29 protein-coding genes are annotated in these 26706 nt (G+C 42.4%); all 29 read left to right on the top strand.

Going from position 1 to position 26706, the window contains the following annotated elements; all coding sequences use genetic code 11:
* The first annotated feature begins 36 nt into the window (after nt 1-36).
* The 29 genes from asnB to AC1DUD_RS03170 are packed head-to-tail and all read left to right on the top strand — an operon-like array spanning nt 37 to nt 26705.
* On the top strand, nt 37-1824 hold the full coding sequence (gene asnB, locus AC1DUD_RS03310; RefSeq protein WP_477371577.1) for an asparagine synthase (glutamine-hydrolyzing): 1788 nt from the start codon (nt 37-39) through the stop codon (nt 1822-1824).
* Entirely contained in the window at nt 1817-2935 is a 1119-nt protein-coding gene (locus tag AC1DUD_RS03305) for a glycosyltransferase family 4 protein (protein WP_477371575.1), read from the top strand. The genes asnB and AC1DUD_RS03305 overlap by 8 nt, the downstream gene beginning before the upstream one ends.
* A complete protein-coding gene (locus AC1DUD_RS03300) occupies nt 2928-3791 on the top strand; it encodes an ABC transporter permease (protein WP_477371572.1) in 864 nt (287 codons plus the stop codon). Before AC1DUD_RS03305 ends, AC1DUD_RS03300 begins: the two co-directional genes overlap by 8 nt.
* Nucleotides 3791-5056, top strand: a complete 1266-nt coding sequence (locus tag AC1DUD_RS03295; RefSeq protein ID WP_477371570.1) for an ABC transporter ATP-binding protein — start codon at nt 3791-3793, stop codon at nt 5054-5056. The genes AC1DUD_RS03300 and AC1DUD_RS03295 overlap by 1 nt, the downstream gene beginning before the upstream one ends.
* A gap of 6 nt (nt 5057-5062) precedes the next feature.
* Nucleotides 5063-5467, top strand: coding sequence for a sugar 3,4-ketoisomerase (locus AC1DUD_RS03290; RefSeq protein ID WP_477371567.1), 405 nt, complete (start codon nt 5063-5065; stop codon nt 5465-5467).
* A complete protein-coding gene (locus AC1DUD_RS03285; protein ID WP_477371565.1) occupies nt 5457-5879 on the top strand; it encodes a sugar 3,4-ketoisomerase in 423 nt (140 codons plus the stop codon). Before AC1DUD_RS03290 ends, AC1DUD_RS03285 begins: the two co-directional genes overlap by 11 nt.
* The gene (locus tag AC1DUD_RS03280) at nt 5880-6401 is read left to right on the top strand and encodes a GNAT family N-acetyltransferase (RefSeq protein WP_477371563.1); all 522 of its coding nucleotides are present in this window, start codon (nt 5880-5882) and stop codon (nt 6399-6401) included. It abuts the gene before it with no gap.
* Between the two features lie 15 nt (nt 6402-6416).
* On the top strand, nt 6417-6653 hold the full coding sequence (locus AC1DUD_RS03275; RefSeq protein ID WP_477371561.1) for an acyl carrier protein: 237 nt from the start codon (nt 6417-6419) through the stop codon (nt 6651-6653).
* Nucleotides 6654-7712 (top strand): ketoacyl-ACP synthase III, encoded by a 1059-nt coding sequence (locus AC1DUD_RS03270; protein ID WP_477371559.1) that lies wholly within the window; start codon nt 6654-6656, stop codon nt 7710-7712. It begins immediately after the preceding gene.
* Nucleotides 7705-8445: an SDR family NAD(P)-dependent oxidoreductase gene (locus AC1DUD_RS03265; protein ID WP_477371557.1), complete on the top strand. Its 741-nt coding sequence runs from the start codon at nt 7705-7707 to the stop codon at nt 8443-8445. Before AC1DUD_RS03270 ends, AC1DUD_RS03265 begins: the two co-directional genes overlap by 8 nt.
* Nucleotides 8446-9450 carry a ketoacyl-ACP synthase III gene (locus AC1DUD_RS03260; protein ID WP_477371554.1) on the top strand — a complete coding sequence of 335 codons (1005 nt, stop codon included), beginning with the start codon at nt 8446-8448 and terminating at the stop codon, nt 9448-9450.
* A 37-nt stretch (nt 9451-9487) separates the two neighbouring features.
* Nucleotides 9488-10591, top strand: a complete 1104-nt coding sequence (locus tag AC1DUD_RS03255; RefSeq protein ID WP_477371552.1) for a DegT/DnrJ/EryC1/StrS family aminotransferase — start codon at nt 9488-9490, stop codon at nt 10589-10591.
* Nucleotides 10584-11114: a hypothetical protein gene (locus AC1DUD_RS03250; protein WP_477371549.1), complete on the top strand. Its 531-nt coding sequence runs from the start codon at nt 10584-10586 to the stop codon at nt 11112-11114. The genes AC1DUD_RS03255 and AC1DUD_RS03250 overlap by 8 nt, the downstream gene beginning before the upstream one ends.
* Entirely contained in the window at nt 11107-11655 is a 549-nt protein-coding gene (locus tag AC1DUD_RS03245; RefSeq protein ID WP_477371547.1) for a hypothetical protein, read from the top strand. The genes AC1DUD_RS03250 and AC1DUD_RS03245 overlap by 8 nt, the downstream gene beginning before the upstream one ends.
* 15 nt (nt 11656-11670) lie before the next feature.
* Nucleotides 11671-12696, top strand: a complete 1026-nt coding sequence (locus AC1DUD_RS03240) for a glycosyltransferase family A protein (RefSeq protein WP_477371545.1) — start codon at nt 11671-11673, stop codon at nt 12694-12696.
* A gap of 4 nt (nt 12697-12700) precedes the next feature.
* Nucleotides 12701-13609 (top strand): nucleotide-diphospho-sugar transferase, encoded by a 909-nt coding sequence (locus tag AC1DUD_RS03235; RefSeq protein ID WP_477371543.1) that lies wholly within the window; start codon nt 12701-12703, stop codon nt 13607-13609.
* On the top strand, nt 13609-14235 hold the full coding sequence (locus AC1DUD_RS03230; protein WP_477371541.1) for an acyltransferase: 627 nt from the start codon (nt 13609-13611) through the stop codon (nt 14233-14235). Before AC1DUD_RS03235 ends, AC1DUD_RS03230 begins: the two co-directional genes overlap by 1 nt.
* A complete protein-coding gene (locus tag AC1DUD_RS03225; RefSeq protein WP_477371538.1) occupies nt 14232-15131 on the top strand; it encodes an NAD-dependent epimerase/dehydratase family protein in 900 nt (299 codons plus the stop codon). Before AC1DUD_RS03230 ends, AC1DUD_RS03225 begins: the two co-directional genes overlap by 4 nt.
* Entirely contained in the window at nt 15110-16255 is a 1146-nt protein-coding gene (locus AC1DUD_RS03220; RefSeq protein WP_477371536.1) for a glycosyltransferase, read from the top strand. Before AC1DUD_RS03225 ends, AC1DUD_RS03220 begins: the two co-directional genes overlap by 22 nt.
* A gap of 9 nt (nt 16256-16264) precedes the next feature.
* Nucleotides 16265-17197, top strand: a complete 933-nt coding sequence (locus AC1DUD_RS03215; protein ID WP_477371534.1) for a glycosyltransferase family 2 protein — start codon at nt 16265-16267, stop codon at nt 17195-17197.
* A 52-nt stretch (nt 17198-17249) separates the two neighbouring features.
* A complete protein-coding gene (locus tag AC1DUD_RS03210) occupies nt 17250-18638 on the top strand; it encodes an MBOAT family O-acyltransferase (protein ID WP_477371531.1) in 1389 nt (462 codons plus the stop codon).
* Nucleotides 18638-19750, top strand: coding sequence for a hypothetical protein (locus AC1DUD_RS03205; protein WP_477371529.1), 1113 nt, complete (start codon nt 18638-18640; stop codon nt 19748-19750). Before AC1DUD_RS03210 ends, AC1DUD_RS03205 begins: the two co-directional genes overlap by 1 nt.
* Entirely contained in the window at nt 19747-20613 is an 867-nt protein-coding gene (locus AC1DUD_RS03200; protein ID WP_477371527.1) for a glycosyltransferase family 2 protein, read from the top strand. The genes AC1DUD_RS03205 and AC1DUD_RS03200 overlap by 4 nt, the downstream gene beginning before the upstream one ends.
* Nucleotides 20610-21821, top strand: coding sequence for a glycosyltransferase family 4 protein (locus AC1DUD_RS03195; protein WP_477371525.1), 1212 nt, complete (start codon nt 20610-20612; stop codon nt 21819-21821). Before AC1DUD_RS03200 ends, AC1DUD_RS03195 begins: the two co-directional genes overlap by 4 nt.
* Nucleotides 21821-22741 carry a glycosyltransferase gene (locus AC1DUD_RS03190; protein WP_477371523.1) on the top strand — a complete coding sequence of 307 codons (921 nt, stop codon included), beginning with the start codon at nt 21821-21823 and terminating at the stop codon, nt 22739-22741. The genes AC1DUD_RS03195 and AC1DUD_RS03190 overlap by 1 nt, the downstream gene beginning before the upstream one ends.
* A gap of 4 nt (nt 22742-22745) precedes the next feature.
* Nucleotides 22746-23663 carry a hypothetical protein gene (locus AC1DUD_RS03185; RefSeq protein ID WP_477371521.1) on the top strand — a complete coding sequence of 306 codons (918 nt, stop codon included), beginning with the start codon at nt 22746-22748 and terminating at the stop codon, nt 23661-23663.
* Between the two features lie 3 nt (nt 23664-23666).
* Nucleotides 23667-24599: a hypothetical protein gene (locus tag AC1DUD_RS03180; RefSeq protein WP_477371519.1), complete on the top strand. Its 933-nt coding sequence runs from the start codon at nt 23667-23669 to the stop codon at nt 24597-24599.
* A complete protein-coding gene (locus AC1DUD_RS03175; protein ID WP_477371517.1) occupies nt 24578-25534 on the top strand; it encodes a glycosyltransferase family 2 protein in 957 nt (318 codons plus the stop codon). The genes AC1DUD_RS03180 and AC1DUD_RS03175 overlap by 22 nt, the downstream gene beginning before the upstream one ends.
* Before the next feature lie 7 nt (nt 25535-25541).
* Nucleotides 25542-26705 (top strand): glycosyltransferase family protein, encoded by a 1164-nt coding sequence (locus AC1DUD_RS03170; RefSeq protein WP_477371515.1) that lies wholly within the window; start codon nt 25542-25544, stop codon nt 26703-26705.
* Nucleotide 26706 lies beyond the last annotated feature (1 nt).

The following is a 26706-nucleotide window of genomic DNA, read 5'->3' as shown; positions in this document are numbered from 1 at the left end:
TAACTTACGGGGCGAAGCTATGAAATTTAATGAACAATGTGCCGTATAGCAGGAATCGTTTCTGAAAAACGGTCTCCAAACGAGATCAGGAACAAGGTGAAATTGATGTGCGATGCATTGCAACACGGCGGGCCCGATGATGGGGGAATATTTGAGGATGAAGAAGCCCACCTTGCCTTCGGCCACCGCAGGTTATCTATCATTGACCTAAGCAGCAACGGCCACCAGCCTATGGTGGATGTGGGGCAAAACGCCTGGATCACTTTCAATGGCGAGATCTACAACTACCCTGAACTGAAACAGGAATTACTACGATCAGGCGCGCAATTTAAATCTGGCACCGATACCGAAGTAATTCTCCAGGCCTATCTCAACTGGGGTACCCAGGCGTTTGCAAGGTTGAGGGGAATGTTTGCTTTTGCCTTGTACGATATTAACAAAGCCCTTACTTATCTGGTGCGCGATACCGCGGGTATAAAACCGCTGTATTATTCGGCCTCGAACGGCGAATTGAGTTTTGCTTCCGAAGTACGGGCATTTAAAGAATCGGGACTGGTTACTGAAAGGGATGCCAACTGGCCAGTAAGGCTGCTGGCATTTGGCCATATCCCTGAACCATATACTACGCTAAAAAATGTATCCTGCCTGCCCAAAGGGCATTTTTTATGCTGGAACAACCAAAACGCCGGCTATACTTTAAACAAATACCAGGTTGATGGCTTGCAGAATGTAGTGACCGACGAAAACCAAGCGTACCGGTTGATCCATGATGCCCTAAGCCAGAGCGTAAACAGGCAGCTGATTGCTGATGCACCCATCGGCGTATTTTTAAGCGGAGGTATTGATTCAAGCCTGATCACACTGCTGGCCGACCAGCAAAAAAAAGAACAGCTTAAAACAATTTCTATATTTTTTTATGATAAAAGCTATGACGAAAGCAGCTATCAAAACATCATCAACAATAAAATAGATGCGCAAAACTTCTCGCACCTGGTAAAACAATCAGATTTTGAAGCATGCTTTCCGCAAATCATAAACGCTATGGATATGCCCACTACCGACGGTATCAATAGCTGGTTTATAAGTAAATATGCGCATGACGATGGATTGAAGGCTGTATTATCTGGCGTGGGCGCCGATGAGCTTTTTGGTGGTTACCCATCATTTAACCGCATCAAATATCTTGGCTACCTGCGTAAACTACCGTCATGGCTGCTTAAAATATCAGGTCATCTTTTGCCCGATCATTATAAACGGCTAACAAGCCTGGCTATTGACCATCCTGCTGCTGATTATATGGCATTACGGGGCTTTTTTCCGGTAGCAGACATTTCTGCTTTACTGGATACCGGTGTAGATCATATTAATGACGTGTTGTTCGGCTCAACCCCGGCTCCCGCGCCATCCGGTTATGATTATGAACACGCCGCATGGTTCGAAACACATTTTTACATGCAAAACCAATTGCTTAGGGATACCGACGTAATGGGTATGAGCCATGGCCTTGAAGTTAGGGTACCATTTTTAGATGAAGACTTTAGCCAAACAGTGCGAAGCATTGTACCGGGCATAAGGTTTAATAAAACCCAGCCAAAAAAAATCCTCATAGATAGCTTCAGCAACCTGCTACCACGCGAAATTTGGGACAGGCCTAAAATGGGTTTTACTTTCCCTTTACAAAAATGGATGAATGGGCATAGTCAAATAGGCAGCATCGATAATTACAAAGGCAAGGCGGTACAAAATATTATAAAGCAATTTAAGAGTAATAACATTCATTGGTCAAAGGCTTTTGCTTTGCACCTGGTTCAGCATAATGAGTAAAAACGTAATTCTTTTTACTTTACAAACTTTTAGCACTACAGGTGGCATTCAAAAAATGACGCGCACCCTCGGGCATTCTTTACACCGGGCTGCCGCAAATAATGATTGGAACTTTGAACTTTGGTCGGCTTATGACAAACAGGATGACCTGATAGAGCAATATTTACCGGCAGTAAATTTTAAGGGGTTCGGCATACACCGGGTAAATTTCGTTTTAAAAACTTTCAGTAACTCTGCAAAGCCCGATGTTGCTATATTAAGCCATATTAACCTGGCCATAATTGGCCTTATCATTAAACTGGTTAATCCTAAATGCCGGTTATGGCTTGTAGCCCATGGTATTGAGGTTTGGCGTCCACTTTCGTTTTTCAAACGCCTGATGCTTAAACGCTGCGACAGCGTGATTTGCGTAAGCAATTACACCAAACAGCAAATGATAAGCAGGCATAACATAAATGCAGATAAATGCATTGTACTGAATAATGCCATCGACCCTTTTATGCGCTTACCCGATACATTTGCAAAACCACAAAACCTGCTACATCGTTATGGCTTAAACGATAATGATTTTATTGTATTTTCCTTAACCCGCCTGGCATCTACCGAGCAATACAAAGGGTATGACCAGGTAATTAGTGTGCTGGGCAGTCTGAAATCAAAATTCCCGCAAATAAAATATGTGCTTTCGGGTAAATATGATGACCAGGAACACATCCGCATAAAAAAATTAATTGCGGACCATGAAGTAGGCGACCATGTAATTTTAACAGGCTTTATTGACGAAGCTGAACTTACCGACCACTTTCTGATGGCCGACCTGTTTGTTTTACCAAGCAAAAAAGAAGGGTTTGGCATTGTATTTATTGAAGCCCTTGCCTGTGGTTTGCCTGTTATTTGCGGCAATGCCGATGGAAGCGTTGATGCCGTCCGAAATGGCGAATTAGGAGAAGTTATTGATCCCGATAATCTCACCGAACTTAACAATGCTATAACCAGGCATTTGCAAAAGCACATAGCTGCCGATACCCGCAAAAGTTTACAGGAAAAATGTATAGGCCATTTTAATGAACACGATTATATGACCAAACTTGAACAGCTAATAAATGAGTGAACTGCAACCAGAACATTGGGACATTGAAATAAATGCCAAAAGCAGCCTGTTTGATCTCAAGCTAAAAGAGGTATGGCACTATCGTGACCTGCTCATATTGCTTGTTCGGCGCGATTTTGTTTCTTTTTATAAACAGACTATTTTAGGGCCGGTGTGGTTCTTTGTTCAACCAGTTATCACCATTCTGTTTTATACCCTGATATTTGGTAACCTGGCAGGTATCCCCGTTGATGGTTTGCCCAAGCCGCTCTTTTATCTTGCCGGCACCATCATTTGGAACTATTTTGCCGACTGCCTGAACAAAACCTCAACTGTTTTTAAAGATAATGCCGGCATGCTGGGCAAAGTATATTTCCCAAGGCTTATTATGCCCTTAAGTATTGTACTTTCCAATTTGATCCGCTTTGCGGTGCAGTTTTTACTTTTCATTACGCTGTACATTATATTTGTTTTAAAAGGCGAACATATAACTCCCAATATAGCAGCACTCCTATTGCCATTGCTTATTATCATGATAGCGTCATTGGGTTTAGGTCTCGGTATGATCATATCGGCGGTTACCACAAAATACAGGGATATTGCTTTCATAGTAAGCTTCGGCGTACCGCTTTTAATGTACGCGACAACGGTGATATACCCATTATCGGTAGCGCAGGCTAAATATCCTAAATACAGCTGGCTTATTAAATTTAACCCCATTACGGCAGTAATTGAAACATTCAGATATGGATGCTTAGGCAAAGGCAGTTTTAGCTGGGAATTGTTAACTTACAGCATCATCAGTACTGTTATAATACTGCTGGTGGGCATAGTGATATTTAATAAGGTTGAAAAAACTTTTGTTGATACCGTATAATGAGCAAGGCAATAAAAGTTGAAAACCTGTCAAAAGCCTACCAGTTAGGCGATTTCGGCACAGGCACCATCTCCCGCGACCTGGAACGCTTTTTTGCCCGTTTGCGAGGTAAAGAAGATCCTTTTTTAAAAATAGGCGAAGTAAACGACCGTACCACCAAAGGCGAAAGTGATGTGGTATGGAGCTTAAACGATATTAATTTTGAGGTTGAACAGGGCGATGCCGTTGGTATAATAGGCCGTAACGGAGCAGGCAAAAGTACCCTGCTCAAAATATTAAGCCGCGTTACCTCCCCTACCACCGGCTCAGTAAAATTAAGGGGCAGGATAGCAAGTTTACTCGAGGTAGGCACCGGTTTTCACCCGGAGCTGAGCGGCCGGGAAAACATTTACCTTAATGGTGCTATCCTGGGAATGCGCAAGGCCGAGATAAAACGAAAGTTTGACGAGATCGTAAGTTTCTCGGGGGTTGAGAGGTATATCGATACGCCAGTTAAGCGTTATTCATCAGGTATGTATGTGCGGCTGGCATTCGCGGTAGCAGCGCACCTTGAAAGCGAAATTTTGATTGTGGATGAGGTACTTGCTGTTGGCGATGCTGAGTTTCAGAAAAAATGCCTCGGTAAAATTGGACAGGTGAGCAAAAACGAAGGGCGTACAGTTTTATTTGTTAGCCACAACATGGCTGCTGTTAAAACATTGTGTAACCGGGGTATTGTGCTCGCCAACGGACAACTGATATATGAAAACCGCCAGCTTGAAGCAGTTAGTTTTTACCAAACCAATAACAATACCCGGTCAACTTTTGAACATCATGGCGATTTGAGCTCGGCACCGGGGAATGAAAATATAAGGGTGCTTAAATTTATTATCCGCCCGCTTACCGGCGACAGCATTTCCATTTCGACAGGTGTTAGCTTTGAGATGGCCTTTTTTAACCAAAAGGCAGGTATTAACCTCGATGCCACATTTGAATTAAAAAACAGCGATGAGATCCCGGTATTTCATAACGGTGTGCTTATATCAACCAACAACAATTCAAAAACTGGATTGTATACAGTTAAATGTACTATCCCACCAAATTTGTTAAATGCCGGTAACTATTCATTCAAGTTAATTTTTGGCGAAAATCAACGCTACCTGTTATTTGGTGCTGATGATTTTATAGGGTTTGAGGTTGAAAATGAAAGTAAGGGTAGTAACAGCGCATTAGCTCCGGGGGTAATCCACCCTAAACTTGATTTTAACGTTAGTTACCAGGCATAATAACATATGGAAGCTCCGCAAATCATACAATTGCCAAAGTTTTTAGACGATAGAGGGAACCTTTCCTTTATCGAAGAAAACAATCATATCCCATTTAACATTGAGCGTACTTATTGGATCTATGATGTGCCGGGCGGAGAACGGAGGGGCGGTCACGCTTATTTAAACCTGCAGGAATTTATAGTTGCCATAAGCGGCAGTTTCGATGTAGTACTTCATGATGGCGAAAAAGAAATGCGGTTTAGTCTTAACCGATCATATTACGGGCTGTATGTGCCTAAAATGATGTGGCGCGAAATCGAGAATTTCTCAACCAACTCCCTGGCCCTTATCCTGGCCGACGGTAAATATGATGAAAAAGATTATATCAGGGATTTTGATCATTTTATAAGCAGCAAGCATGGAAGGTAAGTCGTCAACTGTTTTTGATTGTAACATCATTCACCTGCGCCGTATCCACAACCGGGCTGGAAATATCACGCCTGTTGAAAACAATATCCATATTCCGTTTGCTGTTAAACGGGTATATTATCTATATGATATTCCAGGGGGCGAATCACGTGCGGCACATGGGCATAAACAACTGGAACAATTTATTGTAGCAGCCAGCGGGAGCTTTGATATTACTATAGACGATGGCATTAATAAAAAAACAGTACAGCTAAATCGCCCGTACATGGGGCTGCATATTAAGCCCGGTATTTGGCGCGATATTTCAAACTTTTCGTCAGGCGCCATTTGCCTTGTACTGGCTTCCATGTTATACACGGAGGGCGACTATTTAAGAGAATATAACCAGTTCAAAGAATACAAATCATTATAAATGCAGTTTCCATTTTATAAATTTGGCTTAATATTTAGATTGGTTGAAGAAGGCGATGCTGAATTTATTTTAAGCCTGCGAACCGATAAAGTCCATGCCCGGTACCTTTCATCCACCGAAAACGATTTGCAAAAGCAAATTGAGTGGATCAGGGAATACAAAAAGCGGGAAGAAAAACAGCAGGAATTTTATTTTTTATTTGCCAATGAGGATAATGAGCCTGTTGGGGTTGTAAGGGTGTATGATATAAAAGATGATACATACACAAACGGCAGTTGGATCGTAAAACCCGGATGCGATGAATTTATCAGTATAAAATCAGATCTTTTTCTTTCAGAATTTGCAGCCACCCAATTGAAAAATAAAAGGTGCGTGTTTGATGTAAGGAAAGACAACAAAAAAGCGCTGCGGTTTCATAAAATGTTTGCCCGCATAACCGGCGAAGATGAGCTCAACTATTATTTTACCATAGATGAAGACGGCGCCAAAAGAAAACATGAATTTTTAACAAGTATAATATAACCTAACACACAAGCTATGAATATTGAAAAATTTGTAAGTGAATTTGCTGATCAGTTTGACGATTTAGATACAAGTGCTTTCAGCCCCGAAACTTTATTTAAAGAAAATGACGAATGGAGCTCAATGACAGCCCTTTCGGTTATTGCAATGGTTGATGATAGCTACGCAGTTAGGTTAACCGGTGATGATATCAGAAACTCCAAAACAATACAAGAGATCTATGATATTGTGTTGACTAAATCAAACTCCTAAATGGCATTTTTAAGCATAAAAAATGTTGCCATAAAAGGGATATCAGCATGTGTGCCCGCATATGTTGAGGAAAACCTTGAAATTGCCGATGTCCCCAGTATGGATATCGATAAGTTAATTAAAACAACCGGTGTTGAACGCCGGCATGTGGCAACCCAGGGTATCTGTACCTCTGATATGTGTTTTGCAGCAGCCGAAAAACTGATTGAAGAATTAAACTGGAATAAAGATGAAATTGAAGGGTTGATCATGGTAACCCAATCGCCCGATTATCTTGTACCGGCTACCTCTCCATCGTTGCAGCACAGATTAGGCCTTTCGCAAAATTGTTTTACAATTGATATATCCTTAGGCTGCTCGGGCTATATTTATGGCCTAAGCACGCTGGCCAGTTATATGCAAAGCGGGATGATCAGGAAAGCCCTGCTTTGCGTTGGCGATGTATCATCGGTATCCTGTTCAAAACAAGATAAAAGCACATACCCATTGTTTGGCGATGCCGGCACCGTAACTGCATTAGAATATTGCGAAGGAGATGAAGGGATGAAGTTTCATCTATCAAGTGATGGAAGTGGCTATAAAGCGATTATAATACCCGACGGGGGGCACCGTAACCGCTTTTCAGCGTCGTCATTGCAAGAGCATGTGATTGATCAGGGTATTAGCCGAAATAACATTGAGCTATGGTTAGACGGTATGGACGTATTTTCGTTTGGCATTTCAAAAGCCCCCGAAACCGTCAATCAACTACTTACAAAATTCGAGATAGTGAAAGATTCGGTTGATCATTTCTATTTTCACCAGGCCAACCTGATGATGAATGAACGCATCAGGAAAAAATTACAGCTACCCGAAAACAAAGTACCCTATTCATTAAAAGATTTTGGTAATACAAGCAGCGCAAGTATCCCTTTAACCATAGTTACTGAAACCGCCGATGAATTAAGAAACGGGCAAAATAATATAATTGCGTGTGGCTTTGGCGTAGGCTTGTCATGGGCAACAATGCACTGCACTACTACTAACCTGGTAATCCCCGATTTAATATACTATGGATAATCCATTCTCTTTAAAAGGTAAAAAAATTTTAGTTACAGGAGCCTCATCCGGCATAGGCAGACAAATTGCTATAAGCGCATCTGGTATGGGTGCAGAAACCTATATCACCGGCAGAAATGAACAAAGACTATCTGAAACTTTCGACCAGCTTGAAGTACCCGGCGGAAAATATATTGCCGATTTGGCGGTAGAAGAAGAACTGGAAAACCTGGCGCAATTAATGCCCAATTTAGATGGCGTAGTACTATCGGCAGGCATTATAAAAGCATTGCCATTCAAGTTTATAAACAGGCCTGATTTTGATGCAATTTTTCAAACAAATTTTTTCTCAGCTACCTTTTTAATTACCAAGCTGTTAAAAACTAAAAAGCTAAATAAAAAGGGATCAATAATATTTATATCATCCATAGCCGGCAACTATATAGGCGCGCCGGGTAATGCCATGTACAGCGCTACAAAAGGGGCCATAAATGGTGTTCAAAAAGTATTAGCTGCCGAGCTCTCCCCTCAAAAAATCAGGGTTAATAATATCTCGCCCGGAATGATCAAAACTGAGCTCATCAACGACCCCTCGTTTACGGAAGAGCAGATGAAAAAAGATGAAGAAAAGTATCCTTTAGGGTACGGTGAGCCCATTGATGTTGCCAATGCAGCGGTTTACTTATTATCTGATGCCAGCAAGTGGGTAACTGGAAGTACATTGGTAGTTGACGGAGGCTTTATAATACGATAAATGCAAGCCTTTATCAAAGCTATTTCGTATTATCTGCCGGGGAATAAACTAACCAATGCTGATCTGTCGGCCTTATTTCCCGAATGGGGAGTTGAAAAAATAGCTAACAAAATAGGCATCGATACACGGCACATTGCCGCCGGCGACGAGTTCGCATCTGACATGGCCATAGCTGCGGCACTAAAACTTTTTGACGAACATAATGTCAATCCGGCCAAAATTGACTTTATATTATATTGTACACAAAGCCCGGATTATTTTTTGCCCACAACAGCCTGTATTATACAGGATAAGCTGGGGATCCCGGTTAAAGCTGGCGCTCTTGATTTTAATTTAGGATGTTCAGGTTTTGTTTACGGACTTGCTTTAGCCAAAGGCCTGATTGCGGCCGGTATTGCGGCCAATATCCTGCTGCTTACGTCCGAAACTTATTCAAAGTTCATACATCCTAAAGATAAAGGAAACCGCACCATCTTTGGCGATGCCGCTGCCGCCACCCTTATCAGCACCGAGGGCTTTGCAGCCATTGGCCAATTTGAACTGGGTACCGACGGCAAGGGCGCCGAAAACCTGATGGTAAAGCAGGGGGCTATCCGCCATCCCGAAAAAACCGCTGATACCATGGACGACGGCTATGGCAATGAGCAGTCGCCAGGTAATTTACATATGGATGGGCCTGAGATCTTCGCTTTCACCTCAAAAGAGATCCCTGCCCTGATAACAAATACTCTCAAAAAAAACAGCGTAAACAAAGCCGATATCGGGCAGTTTATCCTGCATCAGGCCAACCGGTATATGCTGGAGCACCTGCGTAAAAAAATGGATATAGCTGCTGAAAACTTCTATATCTATATGGCTAATGTGGGGAACACAGTATCGTCATCGGTACCTATAGCGCTTTATGAGGCTATGAAGGAAAAACCTGCCGCCTCTACAGATCAATGGCTTTTGGCCGGTTTTGGTGTTGGCTACTCATGGGGGGCAACCGTAATAACGTTTATATAAAGCTCAAAGCAAAACGCATGAGGCTTAAGCTACATCAATGAATATTCCATTTTTATCATTTACCGCCCAGAATAATTTAGTTGAAACAGAAATCCGTGCGGCATTTGAACGCGTTTTTCAAAATAAATGGTACATACTTGGTAAGGAAGTAAGCGATTTTGAAAATGCTTACGCTACCTTTAACAAGGTACAACACTGCATTGGCGTAGGCAATGGACTTGACGCCTTGCACATTGCTCTTAAAACACTTGAAATAGGCGAAGGTGATGAAGTTATTGCTCCCTCGAATACTTTTATAGCTACCTGGCTTGCCATATCGCAGGTAAAAGCAACTATAATTCCGGTTGAGCCAAACAGGAATACTTATAATTTAAACCCCGATTTGATCAAGGCCGCTATCACCCCTAAAACCAAGGCGATAATGCCGGTACACCTGTACGGGCAGGCCTGCCAAATGGATGCCATTATGCAGATAGCCGGTAAATACAACCTCTATGTTATTGAAGATAATGCCCAGGCTCAGGGCTGTACCTATAATGAAAAACTTACAGGCAGCTTTGGCCACATCAACGCCACCAGCTTTTATCCAACAAAAAACTTGGGGGCTTATGGGGATGCAGGGGCTTTAACTACAAACGATACCAGCCTGGCGCATAAAGCAAATCTGCTGCGCAATTATGGCTCCGAAAAAAAATATTACAACGAGGTTATCGGCGTAAATTCGAGACTGGATGAATTGCAGGCCGCATTTCTTTCGGTAAAGTTGAAATATCTGAATGGATGGATCGATGAAAGACAAAAGATAGCCGAAGCTTATGATCAGCAGCTTGCAGGTATCAGCGGGCTTATATTGCCGGTAACCGGACCAGGCGCAAAACATGTATATCACTTATATGTTGTCCGCACCGACAAGCGTGACACACTGGAAAAACATTTAAACAATAACGGGATAGGTACAGGAGTCCATTACCCTATTCCTGCCCATTTACAAAAAGCATATGACCATCTCGGTTACAAAAAAGGTGATTTCCCAATAGCTGAAGAGCTTGCAGAAACCTGCCTGAGTATTCCGTTGAATCCGGGCATGAGCGACGAAGAAATTGGGTACGTGGCTAAAACCATCAAAAAGTTTTATGCGTAAAATCTTAATTGTAAATGGTCAGCTGGTTCTTGGAGGCGCAGAAAAGCTTGTTTATGAACTGGTCAGCTTTGCGCAAAAAAATAATATTGAACCTACTGTATTAATTTTGGAAAACTACCAGAAGGAATACTATGATGATATATTTAGTCAAAAAAACGTTAAAGTTGTAAGGACCCGTCTTACCGGGATCAAAAACCTCCGGTCACCTTTAAGAATGTGCAGGTCGTTATTTTGGTCGTTCAAATTGAAATTCCTTGCCAATTCTATTTATGACAGCGTTCATGTTATAGGCTTATACAATATTTATCGTGCCAAGGATACCATCATTCACAAACACAGGTTTTTTTGGCATATTACCAATGCCATTCAGGGAGCATATAATTTCCCCGCAAGCTATTTTGATAATGCCAATGATACGATAGTGTACATCAATCAGTACCAGGAAGCTGAATTTAGCAATTATGAAAAAGACATTCCGGTAAAATGTAAAAAGGTGCTGTTTAAGCTTTTTTTAAATGATTAACTTAAATGTCGTATCGCGGATTGCTGAAGACAAAAACTCGTTCCCCAATTTGATTGAAGCACTCCATACACTAAAAATTGAAGGAATTACTGACGTACACATACTTTTTATAGGAGCAATTTATAGCCAGCAGGTATATCAAAACACACTTAACCTGGCCGGTAAATTGGCCGTTTCCTCAAATATTTCCTTTACTAAAACTTCAATCCCCTTGCAGGAGTTAAATGACGAAGTAAAAAACGGGTATTTCATAAACTTTACTATCGGCCAATTTACAGGGTTCTCGGGGTTAGAGGGGATCAGGAACGGACTAAAGACCATTCTTTACAATGTAGATCCTACGTTGGAAAACGAACGTTCAAACTCCACTGCCTACTGCTGCAACACCGCCGGGCTGGTTGCCTTGATCATGGCTATCAGGGCTGACCAAACTAAGCTTGACGAGGAAATCAAATTTTGCAATCGGGAATTGATAAACCAATTTACCCTCGACTCATCTTCGGCAAAAAAACTATTGAACATCATGCTGCCGGGCGAATAACCGACTACAAATAAATTGAATAGCGGAATATCAGTTATCGTTTGTTGCTACAATAGTGGCAAACGGCTTCCCGAAACAATTAAACACCTGGCCTTACAGCAGGTGCCGGTAGCTGTTAAATGGGAAGTTATTATTGTTGACAATGCTTCAACAGATGATACAGCCGGCATTGCCACAGCCGAATGGGACAAGTACAAATTGCCCAATGTCCCTTTCAATGTTGTGAACCAGCCGGTTGCAGGGCTAAGCCATGCGCGGGATATGGGTTTAAGCTATGCCCGGTACGAATACCTCCTTTTTTGCGATGATGACAACTGGCTTTGCGATGATTATATTGAACGCTGCTTCAAGATCATGAACAGTGATGGCCAGATAGGTGTATTAGGAGGATGTGGCCTGATAGAGGCCGAACAACCGCCTATGCTTTCTGAAGAACTGATGAAATTCACTACCGTTTGGGGTTCTCAAACATGGGTAGCTGATAGTCATTGGGTTTATGGTGCAGGATCTGTTTACCGGAAAAGTATCCTGCTTGAACTAAAGAACGCGAACTGGCATCAGGTGACAACCGGTCGGATAGGTAAAAAGCTGCTTTCGGGCGAAGATGTTGAGATCTGCCTGATGAACTATTTGATGGGCTATAAGATCATTGCCAATGATAGCCTGAGGTTTAAACACTTTGTTCCCCTTCAAAGGCAAAATATCGATTACATATTGAAAGTTGCATTTTGGCTAAATTACAGCAGTGCTTTACTCAATGGCTATTTTGCGTTAGTTAATAACAAACAACCTATTGAACAGGTCATAAACCATGACCTGCTTTCGGCGGCAAAATCATTAGCTAAATTTACTGGTAACTTGTTTTATCAAAGGGCGGTTAAATTCCAGCCAATAAGCATTGAACAAAAAATTTCATACTATCAGAAATTGGGCCAGCTCAAATCACTCCTAACTAACAGGCAAATGATAAAACAGCAGTACCAGCATATAAAACAATTATTAAAAGTTGTGAAAACAGCTCAGGCCGCTACAAGTCATTAAGGTTATGGGGTATTCTGTCCCGGTACTTTTTTTAATATTTAACAGACCCGCGTTTACAGACCTGGTTTTTGAGGCTATAGCCGAAATTAAACCAAAATACCTGTATATCGCTGCCGATGGCCCAAGGCCGGATAAACCCGATGATATTGAACTATGCGCCAAAACACGATCGGTAATTGAGCGGATAAACTGGGACTGTGAAGTTAAAACTTTATTGAGGGATAAAAACCTGGGCTGCAAATCGGCCGTTAGTGAAGCCATTAACTGGTTTTTTGAAAACGTTAGCGAAGGTGTCATTTTAGAAGATGACTGCCTGCCGGATAAATCATTTTTTTCGTTTTGCGAGGAGCTATTGGAAAAATACCGTTTTGATGATAGGGTGATGTCGGTATCCGGTTCAAATTTATTAGCGGATGGCTGGAAGAAAGACACACAATCCTATCATTGGGGACATGGCGGTATCTGGGGCTGGGCTACCTGGAAACGCGCATGGAACCTTTATGATCTTGAAATGCAACATTGGCCCGAGCAGCAAACAAAGGATAAGATCAAAGCCCAACTTGGCACTGCCGACTGGTACAACAGCTATTACGGCATGTTTGAATCATCCTTCAATAAATCATTAAATACATGGGATATTCAATGGTTTTACAGCATATTAATTAATGGCGGCATGGCCATTAACCCCTGTGTAAATCTTGTAAAGAACATTGGTTACGGGAATGGCACTCATACGCATTCGGCCGATGATGTTATTGCCAGTTTACCGGTGAACGCAATGAGTTTTCCGTTGATCCATCCTCAAAAAATGCTTTTGGATGTAGGTTATTTAAAGCAGGTTTATGCTCATCTCAATAAAAAATACAAAAGCTCCATTATACGCAGGGCACTTAAATTATTTAAGATAAAGTAATGAAACAGTTCATCAAACGGTTATTGCTTGGCTTTTTTGAAAAAATAAACCTTCTTCATTTAATTCACCTGCTCCAGGAAAAGCAAAGCAAACGTAATATCCAATTAAGTATTACTGATCTTGGGGCTACTTTTTACCCGGAGGCAGTAGTATCGAACTCGCTCGACAAATCAAAAATAGTAGTAGGCAAAGGGACCCATATCCGTGGGATGCTCAACGTATTTAAATACGGCGGTAAAATTATGATTGGCGAAAACTGTTACATTGGCGATCATACCAGGATCTGGTCGGGCGAAAGTGTAACCATTGGCAATTTTGTGCAGATCTCGCATAACGTAAATATCATCGATACCAACGCCCACGAACTTGAGGCCATTGAAAGGGCCGAGCGATGGATGGACCTGCTGCGCAACGGGCACTGGGCAGATAAAGGCAATGTACTTACCGCCCCAATAATAATTGAAGACTACGCCTGGATTAGTCTTAACGCCGTAATATTAAAAGGTGTTACCATTGGTAAAGGCGCTATCGTAGCAGCCGGAGCAGTAGTTACAAAAGATGTTGAGCCATTTACCATGGTTGCCGGTAACCCTGCACAATTCATAAAAACACTACCCCAACAATGAAGATACTCATCATAGGCTCCAAAGGATTTATCGGCTCGGTTTGTTACAGTTATTTTAAAGATCAGCCGGATAATGAGGTTTATGGTGCCGATGTAATGGTAGAATATGACGATCCCAATTACTTTTTGATTGATGCCACTAACGCAGATTTTAAAAAGGTATTCCACGATCATCAGTTTGATTGGTGTATCAACTGCGCCGGGGCCGCATCCGTACCAGAGTCATTCAATAATCCTGAGCGCGATTACCTGCTAAACGTTCATCACCTGGTAAGCATTCTTAACGCTATAAAAGAGGGTAACAGCAATTGCAGATTGATTCAAATGTCGAGCGCGGCAGTTTACGGAAATCCGCAGATCCAGCCTATCAAAGAAACACATACGCTTAAGCCGCTTTCGCCTTACGGCCTTCATAAAAAACAGGCCGAAGAGCTTTGCCGATTATATCATGATCATTTTGGTTTAAGCGTTCATGTCTTTCGGGTGTTTTCGGCATATGGGGCCGGTTTAAAAAAACAGCTGTTTTGGGACTTGTATAAAAAATCACAAAGCCAGGATAATATTACCCTGTTTGGCACCGGCACCGAAACCCGTGAATTTATTCATGTTACCGATATTGTAAATGCCATGGACCTGTTCATCAATGCCGATATGCCCGGGTTCAGCATTACGAACATCGCCAATAATAATACCATCACTATAGCAACAGCCGCCGAAACATTCTTAAAGTATATTGGCTTTAAGGGCGGGTTATCATTTACCGGCACCAACCGCATTGGTGATCCTTTATACTGGCAGGCCGATAACAGCCAACTGATGAGCATGGGCTATCAACAAAGAATAAACTTTGATGATGGCATAAATAACTATTGTAAATGGCTAAAAGGAAAAGAATAGGGTTAAGCTACGCCTATAACGAAAACTGGATAGGCGGTACTTATTATATCGAAAACCTGGTAAACGCATTGAACTCACTCAATGATGCGGAAAAGCCGCATATTGTTTTACTGACCGATAGTTACGAAAGTTTCCGGGTAGCACAGCAAAAATTCAATTATCCTTATATCAGCTTCCGGCTCGGTTCGGGCGAAGCAAATAAGGCATTTCAATTTTTGAACAGGGCAACAAATCGCTTATTTAAGGCACGCCTGTTCAATCAAAAGGTAAAAGGCCTTGATGCAGTTTTTCCTTATTATAAAAGTGAACAACAATCGGCAGCTAAAAAGAAGGTATACTGGGTAGCCGATTTCCAGGAGCATTTTGCACCCGAGTTTTTCAGTAAAGATGATATCGCCTCACGCCTGCAAAATCAGCAGGAAATCCAGGCTTCGGCCGAGCAGTTAATTGTGAGCAGCACTACCGCGCTCGGGCATTTCAAATCTATTTTCCCTAAGCATACGGTAAAAGTAAGCGTGCTGCCTTTTGCGGTAGCACATCCGCCTTACCAGGATCTTGACATCAAACAGCTGCTTGAAAAATATCAATTGCCTGTCCATTATTTTATCTGCCCTAACCAGTTCTGGAAACATAAAAACCAATTGGTAGTATTAAAGGCAGTTAAAGAATTAAAAGCAAAAGGTATAGAAATCACAGTTGCTTTTACCGGCAATACCAACGATTACCGCAACCCGCATTATTTTACAGAACTGAAGGCTTTTGTTGAAGAGCATAACATTGGCAGCAATATTAAATTTCTTGGTTTTATTGACCGGCGCGATCAGCTTCAGCTCATGAGCAATGCAATTGCCATTATTCAGCCATCGCTTTTTGAAGGCTGGAGCACCGTTGTTGAGGATGCCAAGCTGATGAACAAATTTTTGCTGGTTTCAGATATTGAGATCCACAGGGAGCAACTGGTTAACAGTTCGGCCCGCTTTTTTGATCCGCATAATGTAGATCAATTGGTGCAGTTGCTCCACCAGGCCAATGAACGTCAGGCCTCTCCCCCTTTATTTGAAAATAACACCTATCATGAAAACGTTGAAAAGTTTGGCCGCACCTTTCTGCAGATCATTGACTGAGCAACAAACATGAACCTCCCTGATCTTCAATCATATCGTTCAGATTTTATCAGCAAAGGTGTTCAACTACCCCTGCCCGTTGTAGCCGGTACCGAAAGGGGATTGCTGGAGCAATTGCCTAAACCGCCGCAAGGTAAAACCGGCTGGCCCTGGGATGAGCAGGTTGAGCCAACGGTTTATGATCATAAAATAAACTGGCCAAGGCTTACCATTGTAACCCCTTCATATAACCAGGCCAACTTTTTGGAGCAAACCATCAGGGCGGTACTTTTACAAAACTATCCTAACCTGGAGTTTATTATTATCGACGGCGGCAGTACCGACCAATCCAAACAGATCATTGAAAAATATGCCCCATGGATCAGCTACTATCAAAGTGAAAAAGATAGCGGACAAAGCAATGCTATCAACCTTGGGTTTAGTCTTTCATCCGGCCGGTACCATGCCTGGATTAACAGTGATGACTATTATCTTAAGGGTGTTTTCCATAAGGTAGTAAGCAAGTTTATAAGTACAAAAGTCGATTTTATATACGGTTACGGGAACGACTATAATGTGTTATCCGGCCAAACAACAACAACCAGGGTATTGCCATTTATGGATTACTTTATCAAAATCCCAAGCCTTGTGCAGCCCTCTACTTTTTGGAGCGCCGCTATTCATGAGCCTATTTGGGAGGAGCTTCATTGCTCGCTTGATTTTGAACTATGGCTCCGGCTGGTAAAAGGGCACAGCAGGGCCTTGATCAAAGCACCGCTTTCCGTTGCCAACGTGCATGACCAGGCCAAAACCCATTCGCCAAAAATGAAGACGCAGTGGGAAGCCGACCATCAAAGAATTTGGGCAGCCGATGCACATGGTACCGTTCATGAATGGAAAAAGATCGTTTTTTTAAACAGGATCAGGATTAAATTATATAAGGTATTTGGTTACTACCAATAATCAGGCATTTATTAAACATGATCATTAACTCAACCATATACTGTAATTTTTAATGCTCTTTAACTCCCTGCTGTTCCTTATATTTTTTGTAGTAGTAACCATTACTTATTACCTGCTGCCTCATAAATTAAGGTGGATATGGCTTTTAGCTGCAAGCAGTTATTTTTACATGTATTTTAAGCCGGTATATATCCTCATCATTCTTTTTACCATTATTGTTGATTACTGTGCCGGGGTCCTGATAGAAAAATCCAGCGGAAAAACCCGCAGGTTCTATCTTATTTTAAGCCTGGTTACCAATATTGGGGTGCTGGCGTTTTATAAATACTTCAACTTTTTGGCGGGGAACCTAAATTTGTTATCCGGCGCATTCCATGGCCCGCAATTACCGCTGCTTGATTTTATACTACCCATCGGTCTATCGTTCCATACGTTTCAAGCCATGAGTTATACCATTGAAGTTTATAGGGGCAACCAGCCTGCCGAGCGGCATTTTGGCCTTTATGCCTTGTATGTAATGTTTTACCCCCAAATGGTTGCAGGGCCAATTGAGCGGCCTCAGCATATTTTACCCCAATTGCACCGGGTTAACAAATTCCGGAGCAGCAACTTAATAACAGGCTTATTTTTTATGGCGATGGGCCTGTTTAAAAAAGTAGTGATTGCCGACAGGCTGGGCCTCTATGTTGACCCGGTATTTACCTACCCACATGGTCATTCGGCGCTCGAATTACTCGTAGCAACCTATTTTTTTGCATTCCAGATTTATTGCGATTTTAGCGGTTACTCGGATATCGCCATCGGTACAGCGCTAGTTTTGGGTATCGAGCTGATGCAAAACTTTAACTTCCCCTATCTGGCTACCAATGTTTCTGACTTTTGGAAACGTTGGCATATCTCCCTTTCCACCTGGTTTCGTGATTACCTGTATATCCCGCTGGGCGGCAGCCGGATTAATTTTTCCGTAACCTGCATAAACTTGCTCATTGTATTCATGATCAGCGGTCTTTGGCACGGAGCCAACTGGAAATACCTGGTTTGGGGATTAATTCATGGTCTGTTGCTTGTTGCTTACCAATTATTCCATAAGCTCAACATCCGTATTAAAGGCTTTGCCTTTTTAAAATGGCTCATCACCTTTAACCTGGTTTGTCTTGCCTGGGTATTTTTCAGGGCAGGTACGGTAACCGACGCTTTTTATATCTTAACTAAAATATTCAGTGGTAGCAGCTTTACCTATTCGGCAGGCAGCCTCATGTCGGTACATGAGCTTTGGTATTGTGCTTTCATTATCATCGCCCTGCTTTTAGGTGAACGCTATCTGCGAAAAGCGAAAGATTATTCAAACACAGGCAAGTTGTTTGTTATAGGCGGACTGGTACTTGCCTGCTATTTTTTGGGAATCTTTAATGAAGCACAGTTTATTTATTTCCAGTTTTGATGCGTAAGGTTACCGGTCTGTTCATATTGCTCATCAGTGTTATGTTGCTGGGTAGTGCCATGAACCAGTCGTTTATTAATAAAATAAAATTTGAAAAATATTTCGACCACCTGAATCCGCAAATGATCCGGGAAAACGCTTTGCACAAGGCAGCATTCGTACATTCGGACAGGTGGCGTTATGGCGACCTATATGGTGTCAGCTTTCTGCCTCAATACAAATTTGAGCTCGAACCTTTTAGGCAATACAGGCACAAGTCCGGCAGGCAAAACACCAATAAAGTACTGTATATAATAGGCGATAGCTTTTTGGCCGATAAAACACTTTCCGGTGCTTTTAATGCCTTTGATAATGTGGTTTTTCTTGATCGCCGTTTTGCTTTCGGCCCAATTAAACTGGACACTGCTAAACAAAATTACCTGCTGATGGAGTTTGCCGAACGTAATCTTAATGGCTATGATATCAGCAAAACCGATGAAATTCGTTGGACAAGTAACGAGATCAAAAGCGGCGTAAACTTCAGTAATGCGCCTGCCATGGCAACAAGTCAACCACCTCCGGTATCACTTTTTGAGCGCCTTAACAAGATCATTTTTAATAAAGACTTAAGCCGCAACCTTGAGCTTATTCTTTTTGATAATAAACTTGCATCACCTTTCAAAGAGGCTAAAGCATCGCTAAACTATAAGCTTTTTGACCGCGTAGCAAATGAGGTAGCAGTAAGCTCTGATAAAAAAAGACTGCTTTTTAATATTACCGTCGATAGCGCCAGTGTACAATCGGCCTTCAGGTGTAAGGCTGATCATGCTGTGGATTCTTTACTCCGCAACCTGGATACCGCACGTGATTATTACCTCGAGATTGGCTTTAAAAAAATTTTCCTTTCGGTGATACCTAATCCGGTTTCTGTTTATGATGACAAACGGATGCCTTACAACCACTTGTTGGAAAGAGTGGAGCAAAAAACCGATCTGCCCCTAATATCATTGTATAAAATTTTCAAGGCCGATAAGCGTAATCTTTTCTACCGCAGCGATTCGCACTGGAATCCGCTGGGGCTGGACATTTGGGTAAGCGAAACCAACAAAGTACTAACATCAAACCTTAATTGAAGCCATTTTTTTCCATCATTATGCCGCTGTATAATTGTGAGGGCACCTTACAGCAGGCATTAGATAGCATCACCAGCCAGGTTTTTAAAAACTACGAGCTGGTTTTGGTTGATGGGGGCTCAAAGGATGATACACAATATATCATCAGCAATTTTAAAAAGACCGGTGATATTAATACACAGTTCATTTCCGAACCCGACAGGGGCATTTATGATGCCATGAATAAAGGCATTGATATGGCAAGCGGGCAGTGGCTTTATTTTATGGGGGGCGATGATACTTTCAGCAATCCCATGGTATTGGACCAAGTTTATCAGGCCATTCAAAACGATCCTGCCGATCTGGTATACGGCAATGTAACAGGCCTCGTATCAAACACCAAATACGCTGATGATACTGTTAATAAAGTATTGTCGCGAGGCATCCATCACCAGGGCATTTTTTATAAACACGAAACGTTTAACTACACAGGCAAATACAACTTAAAGTTCAGGGTAGCTGCCGACTACCATTTAACGCTGAAAGTATTTTGTAACCCGGCATTTAAAACCAAATACATTGATCTGGATATAGCAAACTTTGGTGAAGCCGGCTTAAGCTCATCAACTTATGATTATCGTTTTTACAGCTATCATTATAAATTCTTATCCATAAATAAGGTATTAAATAAAATTGCTGACAAGTCAACCTGCCTGCAGCAATCCATATACTGCTGCCTGTGGCTGGTGAAAGAAAAACAAAGCATGACTTTTGCCTGGCTCAACATTTTATACTACATAACCGGCACAAACGGGCTTGGCATCGCCTTTAGGTTTAAAACCTTTTTAAGGATGATATACTGGAGCCTGGCACCCAAATCATGACTATAGCGCTGGTAACACCTTATTTCCCTGATGAGCATACTATCGACAGCGGCATAGCTAATCATTGCCTGCTGCTGGCCAAAAGCTTGGCAGCTAAAGGGAATAAAGTTATTGTATTACACATTCGGCCTCATTGTAAAGATGAGCCTGATACTTTTAGTAAGCATGACCTGGCCGAAAACATTACCGTACTTACCCATAAGGTTAAAGTGCCTGCACTTATCAATAAACTTTTTAAGCACAAATGGGCCATCATTGATTTTGCATTGAAGATCAGATCCATGCGTGTTACATCGCAGGTTCTAAACAAAATCATACAGCAATACGGCATTGAGGTGATTGAAACAACCAGCTACTTTTCGCTGTGTTATTTTTCGCTTTATAAAAAAATCAAAGCCCCTGTGGCTGTACGGGTAAGCACCACCTTTTCGCAGATCATGAACGAACATTACCCTTTTAAATCAAGAGTAATGGATGTGACAGCCAAAATGGAGATAACCTTTATTAAAAAGAGCAAGTACGTAATTACCCATGCGCACAACCATGCGCTGGAACTGGAACGTCTTTATGATATTGTACCTGAAAGGTTTGAAATTATTCCGCATGGTATAAACCTGCCTGTTATAACTGAGCATACAACTACCGGCCCGGTCATTAAAATATTATACACCGGTCGGTTGGAGTACCGCAAAGGCACCGATGTTTTGCTTTCGGCAATCCCCCTTGTGTTACAGCAAAACCCCAATGTTTTATTTGAACTGATTGGCAGCGATACTGGTAATGATTACCAGAATAGGTTTAAAGCTGATAATCCAGAAGCAGTTTTACAGAAGGTGATTTTCAGCGGGAAAGTTGATCACGAAGCCTTATCACAAGCCTACCGGGTATGTGATATTTTTGTTGCCCCGTCAAGATATGAATCGTTCGGGTTGATATTTATCGAAGCCATGAGCTATGGCAAACCTGTTATAGGCTGCAATGTCGGTGGCGTATCCGAAATTATTACAGACAGTTACAACGGCCTGTTTGCCAAAACCGGCGATACGCAAAGCCTCGCAGATAAGATCATTCAACTGGCTAATAATGGCAACTTAAGAAAACAAATGGGCCTCAATGCCCGCAAAACGGTTGAAGATAAATTTACCGGTGACCAGTTAGCCGATAATTCATTGGCATATTACAACATGATCATTACTGATTTTAACTGATGCAGCTTTCGGTAATTATCCCTACTTATAACCCGGATGCCACAAGGCTGGAACAAACGCTTACCGGTTTAAAAGGCCAATCCCTGCCAATTGCCCAGTGGGAGTTAATCATCATCGATAATAATTCATCCAACAATTTCGGGCAACAACTTAACCTAAGCTGGCACCCTGCCTCCCAAATTGTACATGAAACAAAGCAAGGGTTAACCTACGCCCGGCTTAAAGGCTTTAATGAATCAACAGGTAATATCATTGTCATGGTTGATGACGATAATATCCTTGATGCAGGTTACCTCGAAAAGGTATTGAACATATTTCGTCAAAATTCCCAAATGGGGGCTATAGGCGGTAAATCGATCCCACTGTTTGAGACTACTCCGCCCGAATGGCTGGGCGAATTTCGCGGCAACCTGGCCCTGCGCGATCTCGGCGATGAGCTCTTGCTGGCAACCTGGAATAATGAATACCCTGCCTGTGCGCCCATCGGCGCAGGGATGGCTATACGACGCGAAGCCCTCACATCTTATATCGAAAAAATAACATCGGGCAAAAGCAAGATCAGCGACCGGAAAGGTAATTCCCTAAGCTCGGGCGGAGACAACGACATGGTGATCGGGATCCTTAAAAGCGGCTGGCATGTTGGTTATTTTCCCGAACTTACCTTACAGCATATTATTCCAGCTCAACGAATGCAGGCAGATTACCTCGCCCGATTGCTTAATAGTACAAATAAATCATGGGTGCAATTGCTGCAAAGTCATGATATAAACCCCTGGAAACCAATCACCAAATCAGGAGCTTTATTAAGGAAAGCTAAAGCCTGGTTTACCTATCAGGCTTGGAAAAACAAGCCAAACTATATTAAATGGCGGGGCGCTTGCGGCACATTTGACGGCCTGGCGTCATTGCCTGATAAATAACAAAATGCAATCGATCATCAATTTCTTATATCGTACCCCACGCTCACAATTGCAAAAGTACAGGCGGTTTGGAGGCTATTTCAATTACCGCAGCATGATGAACGGGCGCAGGGAGATGGAACAGCGTTCGGTTGAGCTGCCCCCGGTAATTTCCCATATCAACGGGTTACCGATTTACTTTTTAACAGGCAAAAACTACCTTTACCAAACACTCTATTGCATCCAATCATTAATTAAAACATCCGCTGTTCAGTTTAAATTCATATTGGTTGATGACGGCAGTTTTAATACAGCACTAATTGAAAGAATAGCAAAACAGTTGCCCGGTGCTCAGGTAATCGCAGCGGAGCAGATCAGTAAAAATCTGCAAAATGCATTGTCCGAAGGCCGTTATCCATACCTGCATAAAAAAAGAGCGGTTTATCCCCACATAAAAAAATTAACCGATGTGCACACCATTCCGGGTGATGCATGGAAGCTGGTACTGGATTCGGACATGCTTTTCTGGCATGAGCCTGCAGAGATCATCAACTGGCTTAACAATCCGCAACAGCCCCTCCATATGGTTGATTGTACAGAGGCTTACGGATACTCACAACAATTGATGGAGCAATTGGCAGGTTCAGCGGTAAAACCATTGCTTAATGTGGGTGCTATCGGTTTAAAAAGCGAAGCTATCAACTGGGATAAACTGGAAAACTGGGTTAAAACGCTGGAAGAGCAGGAAGGCACCTCTTACTATTTAGAGCAGGCGCTTTCGGCCATGCTGATAGGAAATGCCGACGCCACCGTTTTGAAAGCAGAAGATTATATCGTTAACCCCGAGGCGGATCAGATCAAAAACAAAACAGGCATACTTCATCATTATGTCGACCTTTCAAAAGAGGGCTACTTTAAACATGCTTGGAAACATTTTTTATAGCCTGTGTCATTAGGTAAAATAGCGTACAAATACTTTTTTAAACCTACTTTTTCGGTAAGATACCACATCAGTCATTTCGGGCTGAGGGGCTGGCTGAACATGCGAAGGGGTGAGCAGCAAATGAAAAAAGCGGCCCTTAAGTTGCCGCCTGTTAATCTCTCCGCAGATAAAATACTGAACGTTAGCTTCCTGACGGGAGCAAATTACTGGCATCAAACTATTTTTTGCGCGTATACACTGGTCGGCTATCTGGATGGCCGGGTAGGGATCAAACTATATTCGGACGGGACACTGACCGATGAACATATTGGCTTTATAAACAAAGTATTGCCGGGTATTGAGGCCATATCCGAAAAACAGGTGCTGCAACACCTCGATGTGGCTTTACCACAATATAAATTTCCAACATTACGGCATTTGCGTAACTGGCACCCGTTTTTTCGCCGGTTGATAGATATTCATACCGCTCCTTCATGGACCATTCATTTGGATAGCGACATGATCTTTTTCGGTAAACCCGACCAAATCCTGGAGGCATATCAGCGTAAAACGGCTCTTTACATGAAAGAACAGCTGGCAAACTCCTACTTTGTTGATAACGAGGACACACTGAGGGATAAGTACAGTATCAATTGCATAAAAAGCGTTAACGGCGGCATCATAGCTTATGATAACGACAGAATTGATTATCTCGATCTTGAAGAAAAAGCCAAACTACTGTTGCATCATTATCCCCAAGCCGGCCCGGCACAGGTTGAACAAACACTCATGAGCTATGTGTTGTACCAACAAACCGCAGCAGCGCTCGATGAAAAAGCATATACCATCTTCTACGATGACAGACCTGATTTAAGCGGCCAGCAGATCGTTCGTCATTATATTTTCAAGGCCAAGTTGCCTTATTTTACTACCGAATGGAAAAAAGCGGCCCTTTAGTTTCTATTTGCATGCCCGCCTATAACGCGGGTAAATATATTGCCGAAGCCATTAGTTCGATACTTGATCAAACCTATACCAATTGGGAGCTCATCATTGTTAACGATGGCTCTGCTGATGATACCTCTTTTATACTGGAGCAATTTACCGATCCGCGCATCTGTATTCATCAGCAGGAAAATAGTGGGCAATGCGCTGCTGCAAACAAAGCTTTTGCGCTTTCAAAAGGCCAGCTCATCAAATTTATGGATGCCGACGACCTGATCTCACCCGGTTATATTGCCGAACAGGTGAAGCGTATTGGTGATGGGGATGATGTGATAGCCTCAGCCGCCTGGGGCCGTTTTTATAACGACGATATCATCACCTTTAAGCTGAACGAAGATCTCATCATGCAGGATTGTAAACCCATTGACTGGCTGGTATCCTCCATGGATAACGGTAAACAGGCTATGATGCAATGCGCCATCTGGCTTATCCCAAGGGGGATACTTGCAAAATCGGGGCTGTGGGACGAGCGCCTGAGCCTTGTGAACGATTTTGAATTTATCACACGGGTACTGTTACATGCAGATGAAATCCGCTTTGCCCCAAATGCGGTTTTGTACTACCGGAGTGGTATCAGCAATTCGCTATCCGCATTAACTTCAAAGCCGGGCGTGGAATCAGCTTTTATCTCTCTTTATGAGGGTACAAGCTACATGCTGAAATATGAAAATAGCCCAAGGGTTATGGCTGCCGTTGCCGATTGCCTGCAAAACTTTGTTTACGCCTATTACCCACATCATACCGATATCATCAGCAAGGCACAACAACGCGTCAAGGAGTTAGGTGGCTCAAAAGCTAAATTCCCGGCAGGTGGTTACACAAAAAAGCTGAACCAGCTCATCGGCTGGAAGCTAACACAAAAATTTAAAGCCCTTTTTGGCCTGTAATACATCCATGCGTATACTGCTTTCATTTCTACAGGATCAGGTAAGCAAGCCCCACCCCGTACCCTCATATCGCTTTTGGCAGCATTATATTAAAAACGGCATTGAAGAGGCAGGTATGAGCTATGTTGAAATACCGGAGGTTGACTGGGCCGAGGGATTGATACATGATGAAGGTTCGGTTGCTTTACAAAACTGGCAGGAACGGAGCTGGCAGGCAACCATCAATTATATCAAAGCTAACCGGCATAACATCGATATTTTTTTAACGTACCTGTATCCTAAACAAATCTATCCCGATGCGATAGAACAGATTCGAAAAATGGGGATCCCCTGTGTTAATTTTTATTGTGATAACATCAGGGAGTTTAAAACGATACCGGCAAAGTTCAGGATCTTCGACTTGATTTGGGTCCCCGAATTTGAGGCTTTGGAGATGTACAGGAAAGCTGGAGTAAAGCATATCAATTTACCAATGCCCATGTGGGTTGAACCCGAATTGAGAAGAGGCACCATATTTAACGAAAAGCCAGGCGTATCATTTATTGGTTCAAAAGACCTGCTGCGCGAAAACCTTTTAGGCCAGGCCATTCAAAAAGGGCTCCCGCTAAGTGTTCGCGGTGCCGGGTGGCTTACCCAAAGCGGCGATACTTCCGCATTTGTTGCAGGCTCTGTTTATCAGAAGCTTATTAACCAGGTTAACTTTGTAAAACAACAGGGGCTTTCCGGCTTGGCAATTAAAGGGGTTCAGCAATTAAACAAGCTCCCACACATCCCGGTTAGTGAAGATCATCTATTCCCGAGCCCTGATTTTGCTGAATACATCATCATCACACAATGCAGCATGGTTACTTTAGGGATTAACCGGGTCCCCACCTTTAAACGTACACATAATAAACCGCTTACCTATTCACGACTGCGGGATATAGAAGCACCCATGCTGGGTGCCTGTTATCTTACCGAATATTGTGAAGGCATTGATAGCCTTTATGACACCGATAACGAAATTAATGTTTACAGTACAGTTGACGAACTGGTGCAAAAAGCTACCGAACTGCTCAGCAATAAAGAAAAAAGGGACAAGCTCAGGGCAAACGGACAACAAAGAGCCTTGAGCGATCACACCATCCCGTCATCGTTAAAAAAAATAAAGAAAGCTGTTTTTGGCAGATAAG

This window comes from Mucilaginibacter sp. P4_A11 (genome assembly GCF_056402535.1).
The sequence above is the reverse complement of the archived record's forward strand: the minus strand, read 5'-3'. Positions and strand labels throughout refer to the sequence as shown.

Excerpts from the sequence above, each read along its gene's own strand:
- AC1DUD_RS03265 (WP_477371557.1), top strand. The coding sequence starts at position 7,705 with ATGGATAATCCATTCTCTTTAAAAGGTAAAAAAATTTTAGTTACAGGA.
- AC1DUD_RS03170 (WP_477371515.1), top strand. The coding sequence starts at position 25,542 with ATGCGTATACTGCTTTCATTTCTACAGGATCAGGTAAGCAAGCCCCAC.
- AC1DUD_RS03190 (WP_477371523.1), top strand. The coding sequence starts at position 21,821 with ATGCAGCTTTCGGTAATTATCCCTACTTATAACCCGGATGCCACAAGG.
- AC1DUD_RS03245 (WP_477371547.1), top strand. The coding sequence starts at position 11,107 with ATGATTAACTTAAATGTCGTATCGCGGATTGCTGAAGACAAAAACTCG.
- AC1DUD_RS03300 (WP_477371572.1), top strand. The coding sequence starts at position 2,928 with ATGAGTGAACTGCAACCAGAACATTGGGACATTGAAATAAATGCCAAA.
- AC1DUD_RS03185 (WP_477371521.1), top strand. The coding sequence starts at position 22,746 with ATGCAATCGATCATCAATTTCTTATATCGTACCCCACGCTCACAATTG.
- AC1DUD_RS03175 (WP_477371517.1), top strand. The coding sequence starts at position 24,578 with ATGGAAAAAAGCGGCCCTTTAGTTTCTATTTGCATGCCCGCCTATAAC.
- AC1DUD_RS03250 (WP_477371549.1), top strand. The coding sequence starts at position 10,584 with ATGCGTAAAATCTTAATTGTAAATGGTCAGCTGGTTCTTGGAGGCGCA.
- AC1DUD_RS03255 (WP_477371552.1), top strand. The coding sequence starts at position 9,488 with ATGAATATTCCATTTTTATCATTTACCGCCCAGAATAATTTAGTTGAA.
- AC1DUD_RS03275 (WP_477371561.1), top strand. The coding sequence starts at position 6,417 with ATGAATATTGAAAAATTTGTAAGTGAATTTGCTGATCAGTTTGACGAT.
- AC1DUD_RS03225 (WP_477371538.1), top strand. The coding sequence starts at position 14,232 with ATGAAGATACTCATCATAGGCTCCAAAGGATTTATCGGCTCGGTTTGT.
- AC1DUD_RS03210 (WP_477371531.1), top strand. The coding sequence starts at position 17,250 with ATGCTCTTTAACTCCCTGCTGTTCCTTATATTTTTTGTAGTAGTAACC.
- AC1DUD_RS03220 (WP_477371536.1), top strand. The coding sequence starts at position 15,110 with ATGGCTAAAAGGAAAAGAATAGGGTTAAGCTACGCCTATAACGAAAAC.
- AC1DUD_RS03215 (WP_477371534.1), top strand. The coding sequence starts at position 16,265 with ATGAACCTCCCTGATCTTCAATCATATCGTTCAGATTTTATCAGCAAA.
- asnB (WP_477371577.1), top strand. The coding sequence starts at position 37 with ATGTGCCGTATAGCAGGAATCGTTTCTGAAAAACGGTCTCCAAACGAG.
- AC1DUD_RS03230 (WP_477371541.1), top strand. The coding sequence starts at position 13,609 with ATGAAACAGTTCATCAAACGGTTATTGCTTGGCTTTTTTGAAAAAATA.
- AC1DUD_RS03195 (WP_477371525.1), top strand. The coding sequence starts at position 20,610 with ATGACTATAGCGCTGGTAACACCTTATTTCCCTGATGAGCATACTATC.
- AC1DUD_RS03305 (WP_477371575.1), top strand. The coding sequence starts at position 1,817 with ATGAGTAAAAACGTAATTCTTTTTACTTTACAAACTTTTAGCACTACA.
- AC1DUD_RS03295 (WP_477371570.1), top strand. The coding sequence starts at position 3,791 with ATGAGCAAGGCAATAAAAGTTGAAAACCTGTCAAAAGCCTACCAGTTA.
- AC1DUD_RS03235 (WP_477371543.1), top strand. The coding sequence starts at position 12,701 with ATGGGGTATTCTGTCCCGGTACTTTTTTTAATATTTAACAGACCCGCG.
- AC1DUD_RS03205 (WP_477371529.1), top strand. The coding sequence starts at position 18,638 with ATGCGTAAGGTTACCGGTCTGTTCATATTGCTCATCAGTGTTATGTTG.
- AC1DUD_RS03260 (WP_477371554.1), top strand. The coding sequence starts at position 8,446 with ATGCAAGCCTTTATCAAAGCTATTTCGTATTATCTGCCGGGGAATAAA.
- AC1DUD_RS03285 (WP_477371565.1), top strand. The coding sequence starts at position 5,457 with ATGGAAGGTAAGTCGTCAACTGTTTTTGATTGTAACATCATTCACCTG.
- AC1DUD_RS03270 (WP_477371559.1), top strand. The coding sequence starts at position 6,654 with ATGGCATTTTTAAGCATAAAAAATGTTGCCATAAAAGGGATATCAGCA.
- AC1DUD_RS03280 (WP_477371563.1), top strand. The coding sequence starts at position 5,880 with ATGCAGTTTCCATTTTATAAATTTGGCTTAATATTTAGATTGGTTGAA.
- AC1DUD_RS03290 (WP_477371567.1), top strand. The coding sequence starts at position 5,063 with ATGGAAGCTCCGCAAATCATACAATTGCCAAAGTTTTTAGACGATAGA.